This is a genomic window from Glutamicibacter uratoxydans (genome assembly GCF_006539925.1).
GTDB lineage: Bacteria > Actinomycetota > Actinomycetes > Actinomycetales > Micrococcaceae > Glutamicibacter > Glutamicibacter uratoxydans.
In genome coordinates this window covers 327,452-344,730 of record NZ_BJNY01000002.1, presented here as the reverse complement: position 1 = coordinate 344,730, position 17,279 = coordinate 327,452, and the positions used below count along the sequence as shown (strand labels likewise).

General features: G+C 65.6%; 17 protein-coding genes. 10 read left to right on the top strand and 7 right to left on the bottom strand.

The features are described from left to right. The first annotated feature begins 74 nt into the window (after nt 1-74). Complete coding sequence (locus tag AUR04nite_RS17840; RefSeq protein ID WP_170184070.1) at nt 75-251, top strand: hypothetical protein; 177 nt, start codon at nt 75-77, stop codon at nt 249-251. Between the two features lie 533 nt (nt 252-784). Here AUR04nite_RS17840 and AUR04nite_RS03380 read toward each other — a convergent pair. Continuing rightward, nucleotides 785-1,576, bottom strand: a complete 792-nt coding sequence (locus tag AUR04nite_RS03380; RefSeq protein ID WP_141361912.1) for an HNH endonuclease family protein — start codon at nt 1,574-1,576, stop codon at nt 785-787. Then, entirely contained in the window at nt 1,567-2,271 is a 705-nt protein-coding gene (locus AUR04nite_RS03375) for an excalibur calcium-binding domain-containing protein (protein WP_141361910.1), read from the bottom strand. Before AUR04nite_RS03375 ends, AUR04nite_RS03380 begins: the two co-directional genes overlap by 10 nt. A gap of 499 nt (nt 2,272-2,770) precedes the next feature. Here AUR04nite_RS03375 and AUR04nite_RS03370 point away from each other — a divergent pair, with 499 nt between their 5' ends. The 8 genes from AUR04nite_RS03370 to AUR04nite_RS03335 all read left to right on the top strand — a co-directional run bounded on the left by AUR04nite_RS03370 (nt 2,771) and on the right by AUR04nite_RS03335 (nt 11,097). Continuing rightward, on the top strand, nt 2,771-3,811 hold the full coding sequence (locus AUR04nite_RS03370) for a CdaR family transcriptional regulator (RefSeq protein ID WP_141361908.1): 1,041 nt from the start codon (nt 2,771-2,773) through the stop codon (nt 3,809-3,811). Between the two features lie 70 nt (nt 3,812-3,881). Continuing rightward, nucleotides 3,882-5,036 carry a glycerate kinase gene (locus AUR04nite_RS03365; RefSeq protein WP_141361906.1) on the top strand — a complete coding sequence of 385 codons (1,155 nt, stop codon included), beginning with the start codon at nt 3,882-3,884 and terminating at the stop codon, nt 5,034-5,036. Between the two features lie 132 nt (nt 5,037-5,168). Beyond that, nucleotides 5,169-5,705, top strand: a complete 537-nt coding sequence (locus AUR04nite_RS03360; RefSeq protein WP_141361904.1) for a hypothetical protein — start codon at nt 5,169-5,171, stop codon at nt 5,703-5,705. Nucleotides 5,706-6,030: 325 nt separating this feature from the next. Further along, entirely contained in the window at nt 6,031-7,248 is a 1,218-nt protein-coding gene (locus AUR04nite_RS03355; RefSeq protein WP_174787851.1) for an acyl-CoA dehydrogenase family protein, read from the top strand. Nucleotides 7,249-7,258: 10 nt separating this feature from the next. Next, complete coding sequence (locus AUR04nite_RS03350; protein WP_141361902.1) at nt 7,259-8,470, top strand: acyl-CoA dehydrogenase family protein; 1,212 nt, start codon at nt 7,259-7,261, stop codon at nt 8,468-8,470. 57 nt (nt 8,471-8,527) lie between these two features. Next, the gene (locus tag AUR04nite_RS03345; RefSeq protein WP_141361900.1) at nt 8,528-10,087 is read left to right on the top strand and encodes an HNH endonuclease signature motif containing protein; all 1,560 of its coding nucleotides are present in this window, start codon (nt 8,528-8,530) and stop codon (nt 10,085-10,087) included. Nucleotides 10,088-10,162: 75 nt separating this feature from the next. After that, nucleotides 10,163-10,579, top strand: a complete 417-nt coding sequence (locus AUR04nite_RS03340) for a DUF6069 family protein (RefSeq protein ID WP_246055314.1) — start codon at nt 10,163-10,165, stop codon at nt 10,577-10,579. Between the two features lie 104 nt (nt 10,580-10,683). Further along, nucleotides 10,684-11,097: a DUF6069 family protein gene (locus AUR04nite_RS03335; RefSeq protein ID WP_141361898.1), complete on the top strand. Its 414-nt coding sequence runs from the start codon at nt 10,684-10,686 to the stop codon at nt 11,095-11,097. Nucleotides 11,098-11,159: 62 nt separating this feature from the next. On the opposite strand, the gene AUR04nite_RS03330 is transcribed toward AUR04nite_RS03335, so the two are convergent. From AUR04nite_RS03330 to AUR04nite_RS03310, 5 genes are read right to left on the bottom strand one after another with little or no spacing between them, the layout of a single operon-like run. Next, nucleotides 11,160-11,960 carry an HpcH/HpaI aldolase/citrate lyase family protein gene (locus AUR04nite_RS03330; protein WP_141361896.1) on the bottom strand — a complete coding sequence of 267 codons (801 nt, stop codon included), beginning with the start codon at nt 11,958-11,960 and terminating at the stop codon, nt 11,160-11,162. After that, nucleotides 11,957-12,439, bottom strand: coding sequence for a MaoC family dehydratase (locus AUR04nite_RS03325; RefSeq protein WP_141361894.1), 483 nt, complete (start codon nt 12,437-12,439; stop codon nt 11,957-11,959). The genes AUR04nite_RS03330 and AUR04nite_RS03325 overlap by 4 nt, the downstream gene beginning before the upstream one ends. After that, complete coding sequence (locus tag AUR04nite_RS03320) at nt 12,436-14,388, bottom strand: acetyl/propionyl/methylcrotonyl-CoA carboxylase subunit alpha (protein WP_141361892.1); 1,953 nt, start codon at nt 14,386-14,388, stop codon at nt 12,436-12,438. Before AUR04nite_RS03320 ends, AUR04nite_RS03325 begins: the two co-directional genes overlap by 4 nt. Before the next feature lie 2 nt (nt 14,389-14,390). Continuing rightward, on the bottom strand, nt 14,391-15,932 hold the full coding sequence (locus tag AUR04nite_RS03315) for a carboxyl transferase domain-containing protein (protein WP_141361890.1): 1,542 nt from the start codon (nt 15,930-15,932) through the stop codon (nt 14,391-14,393). Beyond that, the gene (locus AUR04nite_RS03310) at nt 15,929-16,549 is read right to left on the bottom strand and encodes a TetR/AcrR family transcriptional regulator (protein WP_141361888.1); all 621 of its coding nucleotides are present in this window, start codon (nt 16,547-16,549) and stop codon (nt 15,929-15,931) included. Before AUR04nite_RS03310 ends, AUR04nite_RS03315 begins: the two co-directional genes overlap by 4 nt. 74 nt (nt 16,550-16,623) lie before the next feature. Between AUR04nite_RS03310 and AUR04nite_RS03305 the strand changes: the two genes are divergently transcribed. After that, nucleotides 16,624-17,199, top strand: coding sequence for a hypothetical protein (locus tag AUR04nite_RS03305; protein WP_141361886.1), 576 nt, complete (start codon nt 16,624-16,626; stop codon nt 17,197-17,199). The last annotated feature ends 80 nt before the right edge of the window (nt 17,200-17,279 follow it).

Sequence of the window (17,279 nt, the reverse complement as noted above, 5' to 3'; positions counted from 1 at the left end):
TTAGGGTCCATTCATGTAGGGGCACCCGAGTATCTTAGTGGACGCCTGCCGCCGGCATGGGGTCCAATGGGTGCATGGGTTCAGAAGCAAAACCGCGCACGCTGAATATCTGCGAAGCCGCCGGCACACAGCGCTACCGCAGCAAGGCGATTGCCGACAAGGCGGCGGTGCGCCGCTCCAAGCAGCTCAAACGGGAAATGGCTGCCTATAGCTGCGCCAGCTGCGGCGGCTGGCACCTGAAGGAAATCTGAGTTCTCGAGCTTAAAAGGAAAGTTCCCGTTGGGAGGAAAGCCAACGGGAACTCTACGATCATCACTCGCACCTTTATGAGGTACTTTCAGTGTAATAACGCTCTCTGTGCTTTTGCTTTGGAATTCCGAGCTGTCGGCTAAGCATTTGAAGCGGCAATTAAGATGCCGGAATTCTTCGGATCATTAAATTCGAATCCCCCTGCGGCAGTGCCGCAAGGGGATTCTCGATCATCACTCGCACCTTCATGAGGTACTTACCAATGTAATGCCTGAACCTATGTCTAAACTGAGCGGAATCTGCAAAGTGCTGGCGTGCTGAAAAGCGCTGCCGATCAGCGAAAATCGGGTAAACGGTTAAAAGAATACTGGCTCCGTTGCCGTGCACAACGGAGCCAGAATTACATCATCATCACTCGCACCTTCAAGAGGTATTAACTACTGTAAAGATTAAAGCTATGCGCAAGCTTTGACCCGGCTCGGCAGGGACAAAGAGATTAATTCATGCGCCGATGAATCTCGATGACAGCGAATTTTCAGCAGTAATCGTTCAGCACCCGAAGCATTGAACTCTTTTCGGCCTTGGTGACCCACAGCGAATATTTGTGCTTGACCTCAATCTGGGCCGTGACATACGGGCACCAGTAGTCGCGGTTGGGAGGCAGCCACGAAGCGGCGTCGCTGTCGCTCTTGGAACCGTTGGTCGGTCCGTCGACGGCTAGGAGGTTCAGCGGATCGTTGGCAAGCTTCAGGCGCTGGTCTGCCGAGAGCTTTTGCGCGCCCTTCTGCCAGGCGTCGGACAAAGCGACTATATGGTCGATTTGCACAGCATTGCTGGTTCCCTGGCCGCGCTGAAACTCGATGTACTTGCCGGTATAGGGATCCTGCAGAGAACCGGTGAGCACAACGCAGCCGTTCGTTCCCTGCTTGTATGAAGAGACGTCCAGATCCCTGCTCAAAATGTCATTGCGGGTGTCGCAGCCATTATGCTCGACATCGCTCCATGCGCTGCCGAACTTGCTGCGTTCATAACCGCTCTTTGGTGCACGGCCTTTGACTGCAAGTGAGTTAAGCAGCTCTTGAGCCTGTGGCGCTCCGGGTTTTGCCGGGCTTGCAGGTGCCGCAGTCGTATCTTCAGCGGCTTCTGGCGTGGGCGCTTCGCTGGTGAGGGTGATTGGAGGCGCCTCGGTGCGGATCATGATCGGCGGGGCCGAAGACGCCGCAGCGGCAGACGCTGGGGGCTGGGCGCTGGATGCATCAACGGCGCAGCCAGAGAGCAGCAGCGTCAGTCCCAGAAGCGCTGCGCCTGCGGATCGAGCTATTCGCATGCTACGCCGTCGCCGTCGCGGTCGAGCTTGCGGGAATATCCTGCGTCGCCGGCGTAGATCGGGGCGGCGCCAGCGGCGCGCACTGCGGTGCAATTCTTATAGAAGGTGTTGGTAGGCGCCTTTTTGGCTTTAGGTGCAGCAGTTTTCTGGGCTGCTTTCTTAGCCGCCGCTTTTTGCTTGGCTTCGGCCTTGGCGGCGGCTTCACGTGCAGCCTTTTTCTCTGCCTCTAGTTTTTGCGCAGCCTTTTTCTCAGCCGCTGCTTTTTCCGCGGCGATTTTCTTGTCTGCAGCTGCCTTTTCGGCAGCGGCTTTCTTGGCGGCCTTCTCGTCGTCGGCCTTTTTCTGAGCAAGAGCCAGTGCCGCAACGTGCTCATCTTGGGTGGTCCACAGCAGTGCCCCGCTGGCGTCGGCATCGCAGAAGAGCTGCTGATCGCCTTGCTCCATCACCAGTTCATCTGAGTCGCATTCCTGGCCGAGAAAGCTTGCAATCTCGGTAGGGGACTCGGATGGCATACCGGAGGGAGAGGCAGTGGAGCTTGCGGCCAGGTCGGTGGAGGAGCTTTCTGGCTCGTCTGCTTGTGTCGCGGCGGCGCAGCCTGAGGAGAAGAGCAGGGCAATAGCGATGCCGAGTCCCGCAGCAACACGTTGCGGCGAAGCAGTGCGCAGGGACGGAGATTGAGAACGGAAAATGGGCATGCGAGAAGAACCTCAAAAATATACGAGTGGGTGTTTTTTAATTCTTGCCCGCAGTGAATACAAAAGCAATTTATGACAGTGGGGAAATTGGTCACAAAAACCAAGGTGTGAAAATTGATGTGTGGAAGGAAAAGTTTTTGTTTCCGCTTTGCTGAAGCCGGTCGGCCAAAAAATGAGGTGATCGATGTGGCAGGAGGCTTAATGATGAAAGCCCCAGCTGGATTGAACCAGCTGGGGCTTTACGATCATCACTCGCACCTTTATGAGGTGATTTAAACTCTAGGCCTGAAAACTATGAAGGTTCTTTGCCGCGAGCTGGCGCAAACTGAGAATCTGCAAAAGCGAAGCTCCCGCCGGTGGGAATCCAGCAGGAGCCTCGGTTATCACTCGCACCTTCAAAGAGGTACTTATGACCATACGACCCAAGGCTTGGCTTCTGCTTAGTTCAAGCTTCAGACCGGGCAAAGAATCCTTGAGCTGCGCTGGGTAAACTACAGCTATGGCGCACAAAAGAACCGGAGTACTCACCCATACTGTGGCAGTGCGCGTCGTCGACACCATTGCACCGCGCATCGACTATCCGCTGAACATCATGGATGAGCGGGGCATCATCATTGCTTCCTCCGATCCGAAGCGCGTGGGCAACCTCCATCCCGATGCGCTCAAGGCGCTGGGGGAGAATCGGACCATTTTTACTCATCATGCAGATCCTGCCACCGGGCAGCAGCCGGGAGTCAATGTGCCGCTGCTGCTTGACGGAGCGCTGCAGGGCGTCGTAGGGGTGACTGGCACACCGAAGGCGGTCGCCCCGCTGGCGCAGCTGATTTCGCTGACGGTGCAGCTGCTGCTCACCCAGCAGGAAGAACATGTGCGCGATACGCTGCGCACCACCGTTGCCAGCGAAATGCTCTCCGGCTTGGTCTCGGGGACCAGCTCCGCGCAGATGGTGGCAGAACAGCTCGACCTGCTCGAATTCCCCAAGCCGTGGTCCATCAGCCTGTTGCGGCCCCAAGAAGGGCAGCCGCTGCCAAGCTTTGGGGACAAGCATGCGGTGCTTGCCGTCAACAACGCGCTGTGGGTCCTGTCCAGCTCCGGCATGGCCCCGAAGGCGCCCGAAGGAGCGCTGCGCTCGGTGGTGGGAACACCTCGGGACGACGCCGCGCAGCTGCTGGTCGATGCAGAGAACTGGCGCACCCTCGACGGATATCCGGCACTGATCCCGCGCGCGGCATCGGCCGAATTCTGGGATGCGGATCTGGCGCTGGCCGCGGCGCGAACCCCGGCCGGCTACAGCAGGACCCTCGCCGCGCGCATCGTGAAGCTCAGCGAGGAGCACGCCCGCACACTGCTGGCGCTGGCCACCAGCGCCTCCCACGTGGACGCCGCCGAGCGGCTGAACGTACACCGCAATACGCTGATCCAGCGCATGGAGCGCATCAAGCTGGTCACCGGCTGCGACCCGAGGATCCCCGGCGAGCTGCTCAGCCTGCTCGGCTCTGTCTACGCAAGCGTCAAACTGGGCGAATTGCACATATTCTAGCCACCGCTTGGCCTGAAGTGTGGGGATCGGCCTATAGGAGATGTGGAAGAAACTCCATAGAGTTAATTGCATGACTTCTCAGACGCCGCTTCAGATCGCCATCGTTCCAGACTCCTTCAAGGGCAGCGCCCGCGCCAGCGAGGTGGCCGGAGCCATCAGCGCAGGCTTCATTGCCGCGGCGCAGAGCAAGGGCCGCGACATCGAGGTGACGGCTGTGCCTTTCGCCGACGGCGGCGAAGGCACCCTAGAAGCGCTCATCGACGCCTGGGGCACCGAAGCGGTGCCGGTGGACACCACCGACGCGATCGGGCGCCCGGTGCGCTCGCGCCTCGGCCTGTCGGCAGACGGCAAGATCGCCGTCGTCGAGGCCGCCGAGGCCGCCGGCCTGCCGCAGGTGTCCGACGTGCCGCGCCGGCCGCTGGTGGCGACCACCTACGGGCTGGGCGCCCTGGTGGTCAAGGCGCTGGATTTGGGCGTACAGCAGATCATCCTGTGCCTGGGCGGTTCGGCCACCACCGACGGCGGCACCGGCCTGCTTTCAGCGCTCGGTGCGAAGTTCCTCGACGCCGACGGCAACGAGCTGGCACCGGGCGGCGGCCCGCAGAACAACCTGGCCTCCATCGACGTCTCCGGGCTGGACGCCCGCGCGGCAGGCATCAAATGGCAGATCGCCTGCGATGTCACCAACCCGCTGCTCGGCGCCACCGGCGCCGCGGCAACTTTCGGCCCGCAGAAGGGCGCGAGCAAAGAGGACGTCGCCTACCTGGATGCCGGCCTGGGCCGCCTGGCCGATGTGCTGGAAGCTGACACCGGGCGCGCGCTGCGCGAGCAGTCGGGCATGGGCGCCGCCGGCGGCCTGGCGCTGAGCTTGGGCAGCTACTTCGACGTGGACCTGGTCCCCGGCTGGGAGCTGGTGGCCGAGGTGCTCGATGCCCACCGCATCCTGGGCGGCGCGGACCTGGTGATCACCGGCGAGGGCCGGCTGGACTCGCAGTCCCTGCACGGCAAGGTGGTCTCCGGGGTGCTGCAGGCCTCGGGTGAGGGCGCCGACGTCATCGTCATCGCCGGTTCGGTCAGCCTGGACGATGAAACCCTGGCCCAGTCGGGCATCCTCTCCGCCTACTCGATCGCCCCGGGCCCGGCCACCCTGGCCGAGCTCTCGGCGGACACCCTGAAGCTGGTGGAGCGCACCGCGTTCTCCGTGGCGCGCACCTACCTGCGCTAGGCCTGGGCCGTCCTGGGCAAAGCAGGTATTAACCGCGGGCGCCGGCCCTCCTACTTGGGTGGGAGAGGCCAGGCGGCCAAGATCGGCCTGCGCTCCGAGGTGTTGGCGTCGCGGAATTCCTAAGCTGGAGGCATGCTCAAGAAAAAGTACCTCGCCGCCGGCGCCCTGACAGTTCCCTTCGCCCTGCTGCTCTCCAGCTGCAGCGTCGCGGATTTGACGACCGACAACTACGACAAGTCCGAATCCAAGCAGGCCGCCACCTCCGAACAGGGCGTTGCCGACGGCCTGCTGCCGGGCTGGGTCCCCGCCGGCGGCACAGACGTCAAGCTCGAGCAGCGCACCACCGGCCACGAGCGGATCTTCGTGATGAACTACTCCGGGGCGCTGCCGGGGAAGCAGTGCACGCCCGTGAAGCAGGTGGGTAAGCCCTCGGCCAAGGAGCTGGCGGCCTCCTATGCCGCAGACTCGCGCTCCAAGGACTGGAAGGTCGAGGACATCGCCACGGCGCCGACGCTGAGCGCCGACTGGTGGCCGGCCGGCGCGCAGGAGAAGACCACCGACCTGTGCGGCCGCTGGTGGGTGCACCAGGATTCGGGCAAGCTCTACGCCTTCGCCCCTGACACCAAGGACATCGCAGGGCAGGTCGCCAAGCAGCGGGAAAACAAGTAGGCCTCGAGGCGGATGGAAACATCCGCCTCTACTCCTTTAATAGGCGCGCAACCAATTCTCCGGTCACACGCGTTCTTCGGGCCTTCATTGGGCGACACATTCCGGGCGCGCCCGCGTCATGAAGGGGCGAACATGACGTCATGTTGTCCTTGGGTTCCGCCAGATGACAGGTGTCTTCCGCCGGGCCGCCGGCGGTGCTTGAATCGAAGCACCATCCAGAGCGGCTAAGAGACCTGGCTCGACGACGCCGCAGCAATTCAAGTGCTACCGCTAGGACCGATGGACCCCCTCGCGGGATTCCTTCGCATCTGCCAAGGAGAGAATCATGACCGTATTGACCCGACGCGTGCCCTACACCGGGGCCGCGGACCAGGCCGAGCTGGAGCACTGGCGCAAGATCGCCGCCAAGGCGGCGCACACCCTGGCAGCCGATGCCCCGGAACGCGACCGCCGCAACGAGCAGCCATTTGCCGAGGCGCAGCTGCTGCGCGAGGCGGGCCTGCTGGACCTGCTGGTGCCGGCGCAGTTCGGCGGGGCCGGTGGGCACTTCGAGACAGCCTTCGAGGCGGTGCGCATCATCGCCGCCGCCGACGGCTCCATCGCCCAGCTTCTGGCCTACCACTACATCAACCAGTCGGGCATCGCCTTTTACGCGCCGCCCGAAGCCCAGCCCTTCTGGTGGGAGCGCAGCGTCGCCGGCGGCTGGCTCTGGGGCGACTCGGTCAACCCCGTCGACCCGGCGCTGCAACTGGTTCCCGAGGGCGATGGGTTCAGGCTGAACGGGGCCAAGCGCTTCTCCACCGGCTCCGGGGTGGGCGAGGTCATCGTCGTCAACGCCCAGGTGTCCTCCGGCCCGCAGGCAGGCCAGGTGCTGGCCTTCGTGCTGCCGCGCGGTCGCGAAGGGCTTGAGATCGTCGACGACTGGGACTACCTCGGCCAGCGGCTGAGCGCCTCGAATTCGCTGAAGTACCACAATGTGCGCGTCGAGCCGCAAGACATCCTGGGGCCGGTGACCGACGAGCCGGTCTCCACCCTGCTCACCCCGGGCATCCAGCTGGCCTTCGCGAACTTCTACCTGGGCATCGCCGAAGGGGCGCTGGCCCGCGGCAAGTCGCTGATCCTCGCCCGGCCCAACTCCTGGTTCCTCTCCGATGTGCCGACCTACTCGCAGGACGCGGTGTTCCAGCGCACCGTGGGCGAGCTGAAGGCCCGCACCGCCGCCGTCGCCGCCCTGGCCGAAAAGCTGGGCCGGAAGTACGACGCGCTGCTGGCCCTGGCCGGGGAGGTCACCGCCGACCAGCGCGCGGAGCTTGCGGTGCAGATCGCCGAGCTGAAGGTCGTCGCGTCGGAGACCGGCGTGGACGTGGCCAACCGCATCTTCGAGGCCACCGGCTCCTCTTCCGCCGCCAGCGGCGTGGGTCTTGACCTGTTCTGGCGCAATGTGCGCACGCACTCGCTGCACGACCCCGTGGACTACAAGAAGATCGAAGTCGGCGCGTACTTTTTGCGCGGCGAAACCCAGCCGCTCTCGCTCTACACCTAAGGAGACCCCCATGACTGTCTTGACCCAGCCCCGCCTGGCATCCCTGCGCGAACGCTTCGCCCCGCACTTTGCCGCCATCGCCGCAGGCGCGGCCGAACGCGACCGCAGCGGCGTGCTGCCCTATGAGCAGATCGCCGAGCTGGCCGCCGCCGGCTTCGGAGCGGTGCGTGTCCCGGTGGAATACGGCGGCGCCGGCGCCACCCTGCCCGAGCTCTTCGAGCTCTTCGTGGACCTGGCCGCCGCGGATTCGAACATCGCCCAGGCGCTGCGAGCGCATTTCGCCTTCGTCGAAGACCGCCTGGTCGCCGCCCCGTCCGCGGCCCGCGACGCCTGGCTTGCCCGCTTCGTTGCCGGTCAGCTGGTCGGCAACTCCTGGACCGAGGTCGGTGCGGTGAAGGTGGGCGATGTCATCACCAAGGTGACCGACACCCCCGAAGGCCTGAAGATCAACGGCACCAAGTACTACTCCACCGGCTCGATCTTCGCCGACTGGCTGGACACCTACGCCGAGTACAACGGCCAGCGCGTCATCGCCGCCGTGTCCCGCCACCAGGAGGGCGTGGAGCTGGCCGATGACTGGGACGGGTTCGGGCAGCGCACCACCGGCACCGGAACCTCCACCTTCACCAATGCCGACGTGGCGGAGGTGATCGACTTCGACACCCGCTTCAAGTACCAGACAGCGTTCTACCAGCAGGTGCTGCTGGCGGTGCTCGCCGGGTCAGCCAAGGCCGCGGAGCGCGACTTCGCTGCCGAACTGAAAAACCGCAAGCGCACCTTCAGCCACGCCGCGGCCAATATCGCCGGGCAGGATCCGCAGCTGCTGCAGGTGATTGGCGAGGTTTCCGCCGCCGCCTTCGCCGCCGCGGCCACCGTCGAACGCGTCTCCCAGTCGCTGCAGGGCGCCTATGAAAGCGCGCTGGCGCTGCAGGCAGGGCAGATCGACGCGGAGGCCGACGAGGCGGCGAACGATGCGGCCGAACTGGCCAGCGCCCAGGCGCAGGTGGTGCTCACCCCGCTGGTGCTGGACGCGCTGACCCACGCCTTCGACGCCCTGGCCGCCTCCGCCACCAGCGTCTCGAAGAACCTGGACCGCCACTGGCGCAACGCCCGCACCGCCGGCAACCACAACCCGTGGGTGTTCAAGGCGCGGCTGATCGGCGACCTCGCCGTGAACTCCGCCCCGCTGCCGCGCATCTGGGCGATCGGCGCCTCGAAGTAATCCACAGCCCGCACCCGTGTGCCGGGCCGGGCCTGAAACCGCCGGCACACTGGTGGCATGAACATCGTGAATCTGCTGGCCGCGGCCCATGAGCTGCTCGGCCAGGCGGCGGCGCAGCTTGCCGGGGACATCCCCGCCGTGCAGGCCGCGTTCGCCGCTCAGTTCACCGAGGTCCTGGCCATGGACCTGGCCCGCGCCCAGCTGCACACCGCCGACGCCGTGCGCCGCACCGGCGCCCACGAGCTCGACGAACAGTCCTTCGCCGCGATCGCCGCGGCCGGGCTGAATCCCAGCGAGGATGCAGTGGCCGCGCTGCCGCAGGCGATGTGCACCGGGCGCAGCGGCTACAAGAACACCGTCGACCTGCTGCACGGCTGGCTGGGCCTGCCCCTGAGCACCGCCCGGGAGCGGCTGTGCGCCGTGGACTGCCTGGTCGCCGGCGTCTCCGACTCGGGGCAGCGCACCGGCCCGAGCCTGAAATACCTGGCAGGCGCGCTGGAGGAACTGGATCCGCGGCTTGTCGCCGCGGCTGCCCGCGCCATCCACGGGGTGGAAAAGGACCTGGGCACCTCGTCCCAGGGGCGCCGGGTGCGCGAGGAACTGCAGGTGGAAGCGATCGAGCTGATCCGCGAGCAGCCTGCCACCGCCCGCAAGCACATCGCCGCGATGATCAAGGCGCTCAAGAACGGGCAGCGCAGCACCGAGGCGCTGCTCGGGGAGATCGGGCTGTTCAAGCGCGCCGCGCGCAAGGACGGCCTAGTCGAATACCTGCTGCGCGTGCTGCCCAGCCAGGCCGAGGACATCGAGGCCAGCTACCGCGAGGCGGAGAACCCCAAGACCGACGCAGGGAACCGCGACGAGCTGCACCGGCTGCTGCGCGAAGCCGCCGGAGAGAACTGGGACGATGCCGACTCCATGCCTGAATGGGCCCGCGGGGACGGCAAAACCGCCTCCGCACCCAAGCCGGAGGCGCTGCTCGGGTTCGATGCGATGCGCCCGGAACTGCGCCGGCTCATCGCCTTCCTACAAGTGCTCAAATCCACCGGCTCCAGGGCGCGGGCGCCTGGCATCGGGGTCCTGATCGACTTCGATTCCATGGGCGCGGACTTCGCCAGAACCACCGGGGGCATGCCCCTAGGAGCGGCGGAGATGCGCGCGGCGCTGTGCCAGGGCGAGATCTATCCGCTGGTGCTCGGAGGCAAGTCGCGGATCCTGGATCTTGGCAGGTCCCAGCGGCTGTTCTCCAAGGCCCAGGCCACCGCAATCCGCGCGGTGCACCGCGGCTGCGCCTTCCCAGGGTGCACCATGCCGGCGAACCGCTGCGAGATCGACCATCTGGACGCCTGGGAGAAGGGCGGAGCCACCGACGTGGGCAACGGCGAGCTGTTCTGCACCGTGCACCACATCGGCCGCCATGCGGGGCTGTTCCGCGCGGTCAAGGTGCCGGGGGATGGGGCGATGATCCTGCTGCCCGAGTCGCTGGACCCTGCCCAGCGCCTGCAGGTCAACACCTACTTCCTCACTCATGCCGAGGCGCTGGCCGCCCTGCGCCGGGCCGCGGAGGCCACAGCGGCGTGGAAGCGCGGCGAACTGCAGGTGCAGATCATGCCGAAATAGCCCGGCTCTTTTCTCCCAAGCCGGGCGTACAGTGAAAGAACGGGGTCATTTTTCATACAGAGGAGATGATCAGCGATGCTCGCTGAGTACAAGATGCCGTTCAACTATGTCCAGGTAGTCATTGCCGCCTTCGGCGCCATGGCCCTGAGCGTTCTCACCTTTTTCATCGCCGAGGCCGCCGGCGCCTCCATGCATTTCTCCGGAGGGCTTTTCGCGCACATCGACTTCATCCACATTGTGCGTTTCACGGTGTTCCCGATCGTGCTGCTCGGGTTCCTGACCTATGTGATCGGCAAATCGCATCCGGGGATCTGCCGGATCGCGCAGTGGGCCGGCGTGGCGCTGGTGGCGGTGTCGCTGGTGTCCAGTTCTTCTTCGCCCAGGACGCGGGCAGCGCAATCGCCGTGGCAGTCATGCACGTCATTTTCGGCGCCTCTTGGTTCATCGCGGTGGACAACTCCAACAAGCGGGCCAATGAGCGAGCGGCATTGAACGCATAGCGAGGCTAAGTGTCGCCAATTTCACGTCGCGCAGAGGGCTGAACCGCGTGCAGGCACCGCTAGAATCGTTGAGGAATTTCAACGAACAGGATTACGATGTCTGCACCGAACAGCCCATTCAACTACATCCAGGTCGTCATCGCCGCTCTTGGCGCCAGCTACCTGAATGTCATCACCTACTTCATCGGCGGCTCCGCCGGCGCCTCGTGGGAGCTGAAGAACGGGCAGGTTGTGTCCTTTGCACTGGTGCTGGCCGCTTCCTGGGTCCCGATCCTGCTCTTCGGCCTGATCGTGTTCCTCATCGGCCGCAAGAACAAGGGCATCTGCAAGGTGGCCCAGTGGATCGGCCTGATTATTGCGCTGGTTTCCATCATCTCGCCGGTCATGATCTCCGCCGATGCCGCCACCGCGGTAACCCTGAGCGTCATGCACGTGATCAGCGGCGTGGCCTGGTTCTTCGCAGCGCACTACGGCAACAAGCAGCTGCACGTGGCAGCCGCAACCGCCTAATTTTTAACCTAGCGAAAAACGCCGAGGCTTACCTCGGCGTTTTTCGCGTTTAAGCGGGGAAGCTAGCCGCGTTCCGCGGCGGCGATGACCGCGCGGGCCTGGCGCAGCAGCGGCTCGTCGACCATCTGCCCCTCGAAGCTGAACACTCCCGGATTGTGCTCCGCCGCTTCGAGCAGGGCCCGGGCCCGGGCCACAGCCTCTTGACTGGGGGCGAAGGCCGCGGCGATCACCGGCATCTGCTTGGGATGGATCGACGCCTTCGCGCCGAACCCGCTGGCGGCGGCATCCTCCGACTCGGCCGCCAGACCTGCAAGGTCCTCGATCTTCAGGTACACCGAGTCGATGGCCAGCTTTGCATGGATGGACGCCTGTAGCAGCACCTGCGAGCGGGCGTAGCGGGCGATGTCCCGGTAGCCCCCGTCGGGCAGGCGGGAGGAGGTGCCACCCAGCGAAGCGATCAGGTCCTCGGCGCCCCACATCAGCGCGGTGACGTTCTCCGCGGCCGCGATGTCAGCCGCCGCATGGATGCCAAGCGCCGTCTCGCACAGCGCGATGACCTCATAGGGGGCCAGGTTGCGCGCCTGCTCGGCCGATTCGCACTTGGGCAGCATCAGCTGGGTGTAATTGGTCTGGCGCACGGCGCGCAGATCGGCGGCGATATGGCTGGTGTCGAAGGGATTGATGCGCACGATGGTGCGCGCCGGATCCAGCGAGCTGGCCAGCAGCGCCTGGCGGGCGGCCTCCTTATTGGCCTCGGAGACCGCGTCTTCCAGGTCGATGATCACCGTGTGCGCGGCCGCGGCGGCCTTGGCGTAGCGCTCGGGCCGGTCGGCGGGGCAGAAGAGGATGGATGGGCCGATCATTGCTGCGCCGCCTCATGGGCCGCCTTGGTCCACATCAGGCAGGTGCGGCTGGCGGTGGCCACCACCACGCCGTCCTGGTTGCGCCCGGTGTGCTTCATCGAGACGATGCCCTGCCCGGGGCGGGACTTGGAGGGTCGGGCTTCGGTAATTTCGGTTTCCGTGTAGAGCGTGTCCCCGTGGAACATCGGGTGCGGGAAGTTCACGTCGCTCAGCGAGAGCTGGCCGATGATCGTGCCCTCGGTCAGCTGCGGCACCGACTGCCCGATCATCACCCCGAGGGTGAACAGGGAGTTGACTAGGGGTTTGCCGAAGGGCTGGGTGCCGGCCCAGGCGGCGTCCAGGTGCAGCCCCTGGTTGTTCATGGACAGCGTCGTGAACAGGACGTTGTCCGCCTCGGTGATGGTGCGCCCGGGGCGGTGCTCGAATACGTCGCCCACATTCAGCTCATCTAGATACAGTCCGCGCTGTACGATCCTCATGCCTGCTCCTCAATGCTTGCAAGTACCTGTTGCGCCTTGACCAGATCGCCCGGTTTCAGCGTATTCATGCGCACGATGCCGGCGGCCGGCGCGCGCAGCTGGTGCTCCATCTTCATCGCCTCCACGATGAGCAGCACATCCCCGGCGGCCACCTGATCCCCGTCGGACGCCGGAACCGCGATCACGGTGCCGGGCATGGGGGAGGAGACCTGCAGACAGACTTCGCCCTCGCCGGCCGCGTGGACGGCGGCGGCGCGGGTGATGCGGGCGGTGAAGCCGTCGTGGCTCAGCCACAACTCATCGCCCACGCGTACCGAGTGGAACTTTGCCAGCACCCCGTCCAGCTCGATGCCGGCGGCGGTGCGGCGCGCGGAGACGGCTTCTTCGCCAACCTGAACGGTGCCGTTGTCTACGATGACCACCTCGGTGCGCCCGCCGGTTTCCAACAACAGCCGGCGGGCCGCCGGGTCGCCGAGCCGCCAGCTGTCCCGCGCCCACGCACCAGCGCTGGTGCCGGTGGAAGGATCGGCGAATTCAAGGGCGGCATAGGCAAGTTCAGCGATGCCCACCTGGCGGAAGTCGAAGCTGCGGCGTTCGATCAGCGTGGTGTCCAGCCGCCCGGCCGCCACATCCTCGTCGGCCAGCAGCAGGCGCAGGTATTCAGCGTTGGTCTTCACGCCCAGCACCACGGTCTCGGCCAGCGCGCGGTCAAGCCTCGACAGCGCCTCGGTGCGGTCCGCTCCGCGGGCGATGAGCTTGGCGAGCATCGGGTCATAGTGCGGGCTGATCTCCAGGCCCTGGCGCAGGGCCGAGTCGATACGCAGGTGCTGCGGCTCGTGGACCCGGTGCACGGTGCCGGTGGATGGAAGGAAGTCGGCGGCGGGGTCCTCGGCGTAGAGCCGGGCTTCGATGGCGTGTCCCACAAGCTCGACGTCGTCCTGGGCGAAGTCCAGCGGGGCGCCTGCGGAGATGCGCACCTGGTATTCGACCAGGTCCACAGGCCGCCCTGCAACGCGTAGGACCTCTTCGGTGACCGGGTGCTCAACCTGCAGCCGGGTGTTCATCTCCATGAAGAAGAATTCGCCGGGCTTCTCGTCGCTGACCAGGAATTCCACGGTGCCGGCGCCCACATAGCCCACCGACTTGGCGGCGGCCACGGCGGCCTCGCCCAGCCGGGCGCGGATTTCTGCGCCCTCGGGCAGGTTTTCAAGCAGCGGGGCGGGGGCCTCTTCGATGACCTTCTGGTGGCGGCGCTGCAGCGAGCATTCGCGTTCGCCAAGGTAAACGGTGCTGCCGTGGGCGTCGGCCAGCACCTGCACCTCGATGTGGCGCGGCGAGGCGACCAGGCGCTCAAGGAACCGTGTGTCGTCGCCGAAGGCTGAGGCGGCGGTGCGCCGCGCGCTGGCCAGCGCCTCGGGCAGGTCGCCCGGGGAGAACACGGAGAACATGCCCTTGCCGCCGCCGCCGGCCGAAGGCTTGATCAGCAGCGGGAAGCCCACATCCTCCGCCGCAGCGATCAGCTGAGCGTCGCTCAGCCCGGGTTCGGAAATGCCGGGCACCACCGGCACGCCGTGGGAGGACACGTGGTTCTTGGAGCGGATCTTATCGCCCATGAGGTTGATGGAGTTCACCGGAGGGCCGATGAACACGATCCCGGCGGCCTCTAGGGCGCGGGCGAAGTCCAGGTTTTCGGAGAGGAAGCCGTAGCCCGGATGCACCGCCTGGGCGCCGGTGGCGCGGGCGGCGGAGATGACCGCGTCGATGTCCAGGTAGCTGTGCGCGGCCGCGGCCGGCCCGATGCGCACCGCCTGGTCTGCCAGCGCCACGTGCAGGGCGCCGGCATCGGCGTCGGAATAGACCGCCACGGATTTGATGCCCATGGCGCGCAGGGTGCGGATGATGCGCACCGCGATCTCCCCGCGGTTGGCCACTAATACTGTGTCGAACATGCTCACATCCTAAAGAGGCCGAAGTTGGTGTCTGGCTTTTCGGTGCCGGCGGCCACGTCAAGGGCCATGCCGAGCACGCGCCGGGTGTCCGCCGGGTCGATGACCCCGTCGTCCCACAAGCGCGCGGTGGAGTAGTAGGGATTGCCCTGGTCCTCGTACTGCTGGCGGATCGGCGCGGTGAATTCGGCTTCCTCCGCGGCGCTCCAGGTCCCGCCGGCCGCCTCGATGCCGTCGCGCTTCACGGTGGCCAGCACGGACGATGCCTGCGCCCCGCCCATCACTGAGATGCGCGCGCCGGGCCACATCCACAAGAAGCGCGGGGAGTAGGCCCGCCCGCACATCGAGTAGTTGCCAGCGCCGAAGGAGCCGCCGATGACCACGGTGAACTTCGGCACCCGGGTGGTGGCCACCGCGGTGACCATCTTGGCGCCGTGCTTGGCGATGCCGCCTGCCTCGTAGTCGCGGCCCACCATGAATCCGGCGAGGTTCTGCAGGAAGACCAGTGGGATGCCGCGCTGGTCGCACAGTTCGATGAAGTGCGCGCCCTTCAGCGCCGACTCGGAGAAGAGCACGCCGTTGTTCGCGATGATGCCCACCTTGTGCCCGTAGATGGTCGCGAAGCCGGTGACCAGGGTGGTGCCGTACTGGGACTTGAACTCGTGGAACTCGCCGCCGTCGACCACCCGCTCGATCACCTGGTGCACGTCATAGGGCGCGTTCACGTCCACCGGGACGATGTCCACCAGGTCCGCCGCGTCCAGCTCCGGCTCCTTGAAGGCGGTGTTTGAGGGGGCGGGATCGGGCAGGGTGGCGATGATGTCCCGCACGATCGCCAGCGCGTGCTCGTCGTTTTCCGCCAGGTGGTCCACCACCCCGGAAGTCTTGGCGTGCAGCTCTCCGCCACCCAGCTCCTCTGCGGTGACGATCTCCCCGATGGCCGCCTTCACCAGCGGCGGACCGCCCAGGAAGATGGTGCCCTGGTTGCGCACGATGACCGTCTCATCGCTCATCGCCGGGACGTAGGCGCCGCCGGCGGTGCAGGAGCCCATGACCGCGGCGATCTGCGGGATCCTGGCCGCCGAGAGGTTGGCCTGGTTGAAGAAGATGCGGCCAAAGTGCTCGCGGTCCGGGAAGACCTCATCCTGCATGGGCAGGAAGGCGCCGCCCGAATCCACCAGGTAAACGCAGGGCAGCTTGTTCTCCAGCGCGATCTCCTGGGCGCGCAGGTGCTTTTTGACGGTCATCGGGAAGTAGGTGCCGCCCTTGACCGTCGCGTCATTGGCCACCACCATCACATGCCGGCCGTGCACCAGCCCGATGCCGGTGATGATGCCGGCGCCCGGGCTCGCGTCGCCGTACATGCCATCGGCTGCCAGCGGGGCGATCTCCAGGAAGGGCGAGCCGTCGTCGAGCAGCTGGTTGACGCGGTCCCGGGGCAGCAGCTTGCCGCGTGAGACATGGCGTTCCCGCGACTTCTGCGACCCGCCAAGGGCCACGGCCGCCAGCTTTTCATGCAGTTCGGCGACCAGTTCTGGGTAGTTCATCTTTCTCCTTCGCTTGCCACGCGGTGGGCTGTGGGAAGTTCGTGTTCTGCCAGCGGGTGTTCGTCGGCGCCCAGGATGCGCATGGCCATGGCGATGAAATGCAGCTGCACCTGTGCCAGCGGCAGGCGCCCGTCGGAGTGGTACCAGCGGCCCACGCCGGTGCCCATCTCCATGATCGCCAGCCGGGCCAAGCCGGGGTCCGGTGCGGTGAACACCCCGGCGCGCTCGCCGTCGGCCAGGGCTTGGGCGAACAGCGCCTCGTAGTGGTCGCGCAGCTGCTGCATTTCGGACGGGTCGCTCAGCGCGCGCATCTCGCCGGTGGCCACTTGGGCGGTGAGCGGGTTGATGGCGGTGAAGCTGACATGGAAGGCGACCAGTGCGGCGAGCCTGCGCTGCGGGTCCTGTGCCCCGGCGATCGCCTGCCCCGCTCCGTCGAGCATTGCCTGAAGGCAGTCGCGGATGATGCCCAGCAGCAGCTCCTGCTTGCCGCCCACATAGTGGTAGAGCGTTGCAGAGTTCAGCCCGACGGCGGCGCCGAGCTCGCGAATGCCGGTGGCTGCGTAGCCCTGGCGTGCGAAGCAGGCGACCGCCGCCTGCTGAACCTGGCCGAGCTCCATCACGCCTCCCAATCGATCGATTGCGTCCAGTACACTCCAGTCGCCTTGTGATGTCAATCACTTGATTGAATGTTGTGCTTGTACACTGGGGAAACCTGCTAGGAGGGTGCACGAACACGATCGAGGCCGCGTGGAATCCGCGGCTGCAATGCGTCGAGCTTGTGGTCGACGGGCAGCCGCTCGGGCAGCTCTTCAAGCAGGACGATTCCGGCGTGATCTCGCCTTTTGCCCGGCGCTTTGTGCACGAGGCGGTGGAGAATTCCCTAGAGGTCTACCGCGGGGATTTTGCCCGCCGCGATGACCTTCTGCAGGGCGGCGAAATTGAACTGCTGATTTGTTCGGTGTGTGGGGACCTGATGTGCGGCAGCATCATCGCCGACCTGGATATCGGTGCCGAACTGGTCACGTGGTCCCGGCCGCGCTGGTGGTACTTCAAGGACGACGACGAGCTCGATGACGACGAGCCGGAGGAAGACCTCGGTGTTGAGCGCTGGGTGTTCAGCCTTGGGGACTACCAGAGCGCCTTGGCCCAGATCGAGGGCTATCTGGCGCGCCCGGGGTGGCGGTTGATTCCCGATGAGAGAGGGCGTCTGCGTCGCGCTGTTGAGCGCAGGCTGGGAGTTGAATCGAAGCCGAATCCGCTGTGGTGATGCTCATGCCCCAGATGGGATCGGGCGGTTGATTGATTGGCCACGAAGTTTTGGGATGAAGGCCCTGGTCATCCTCCGAA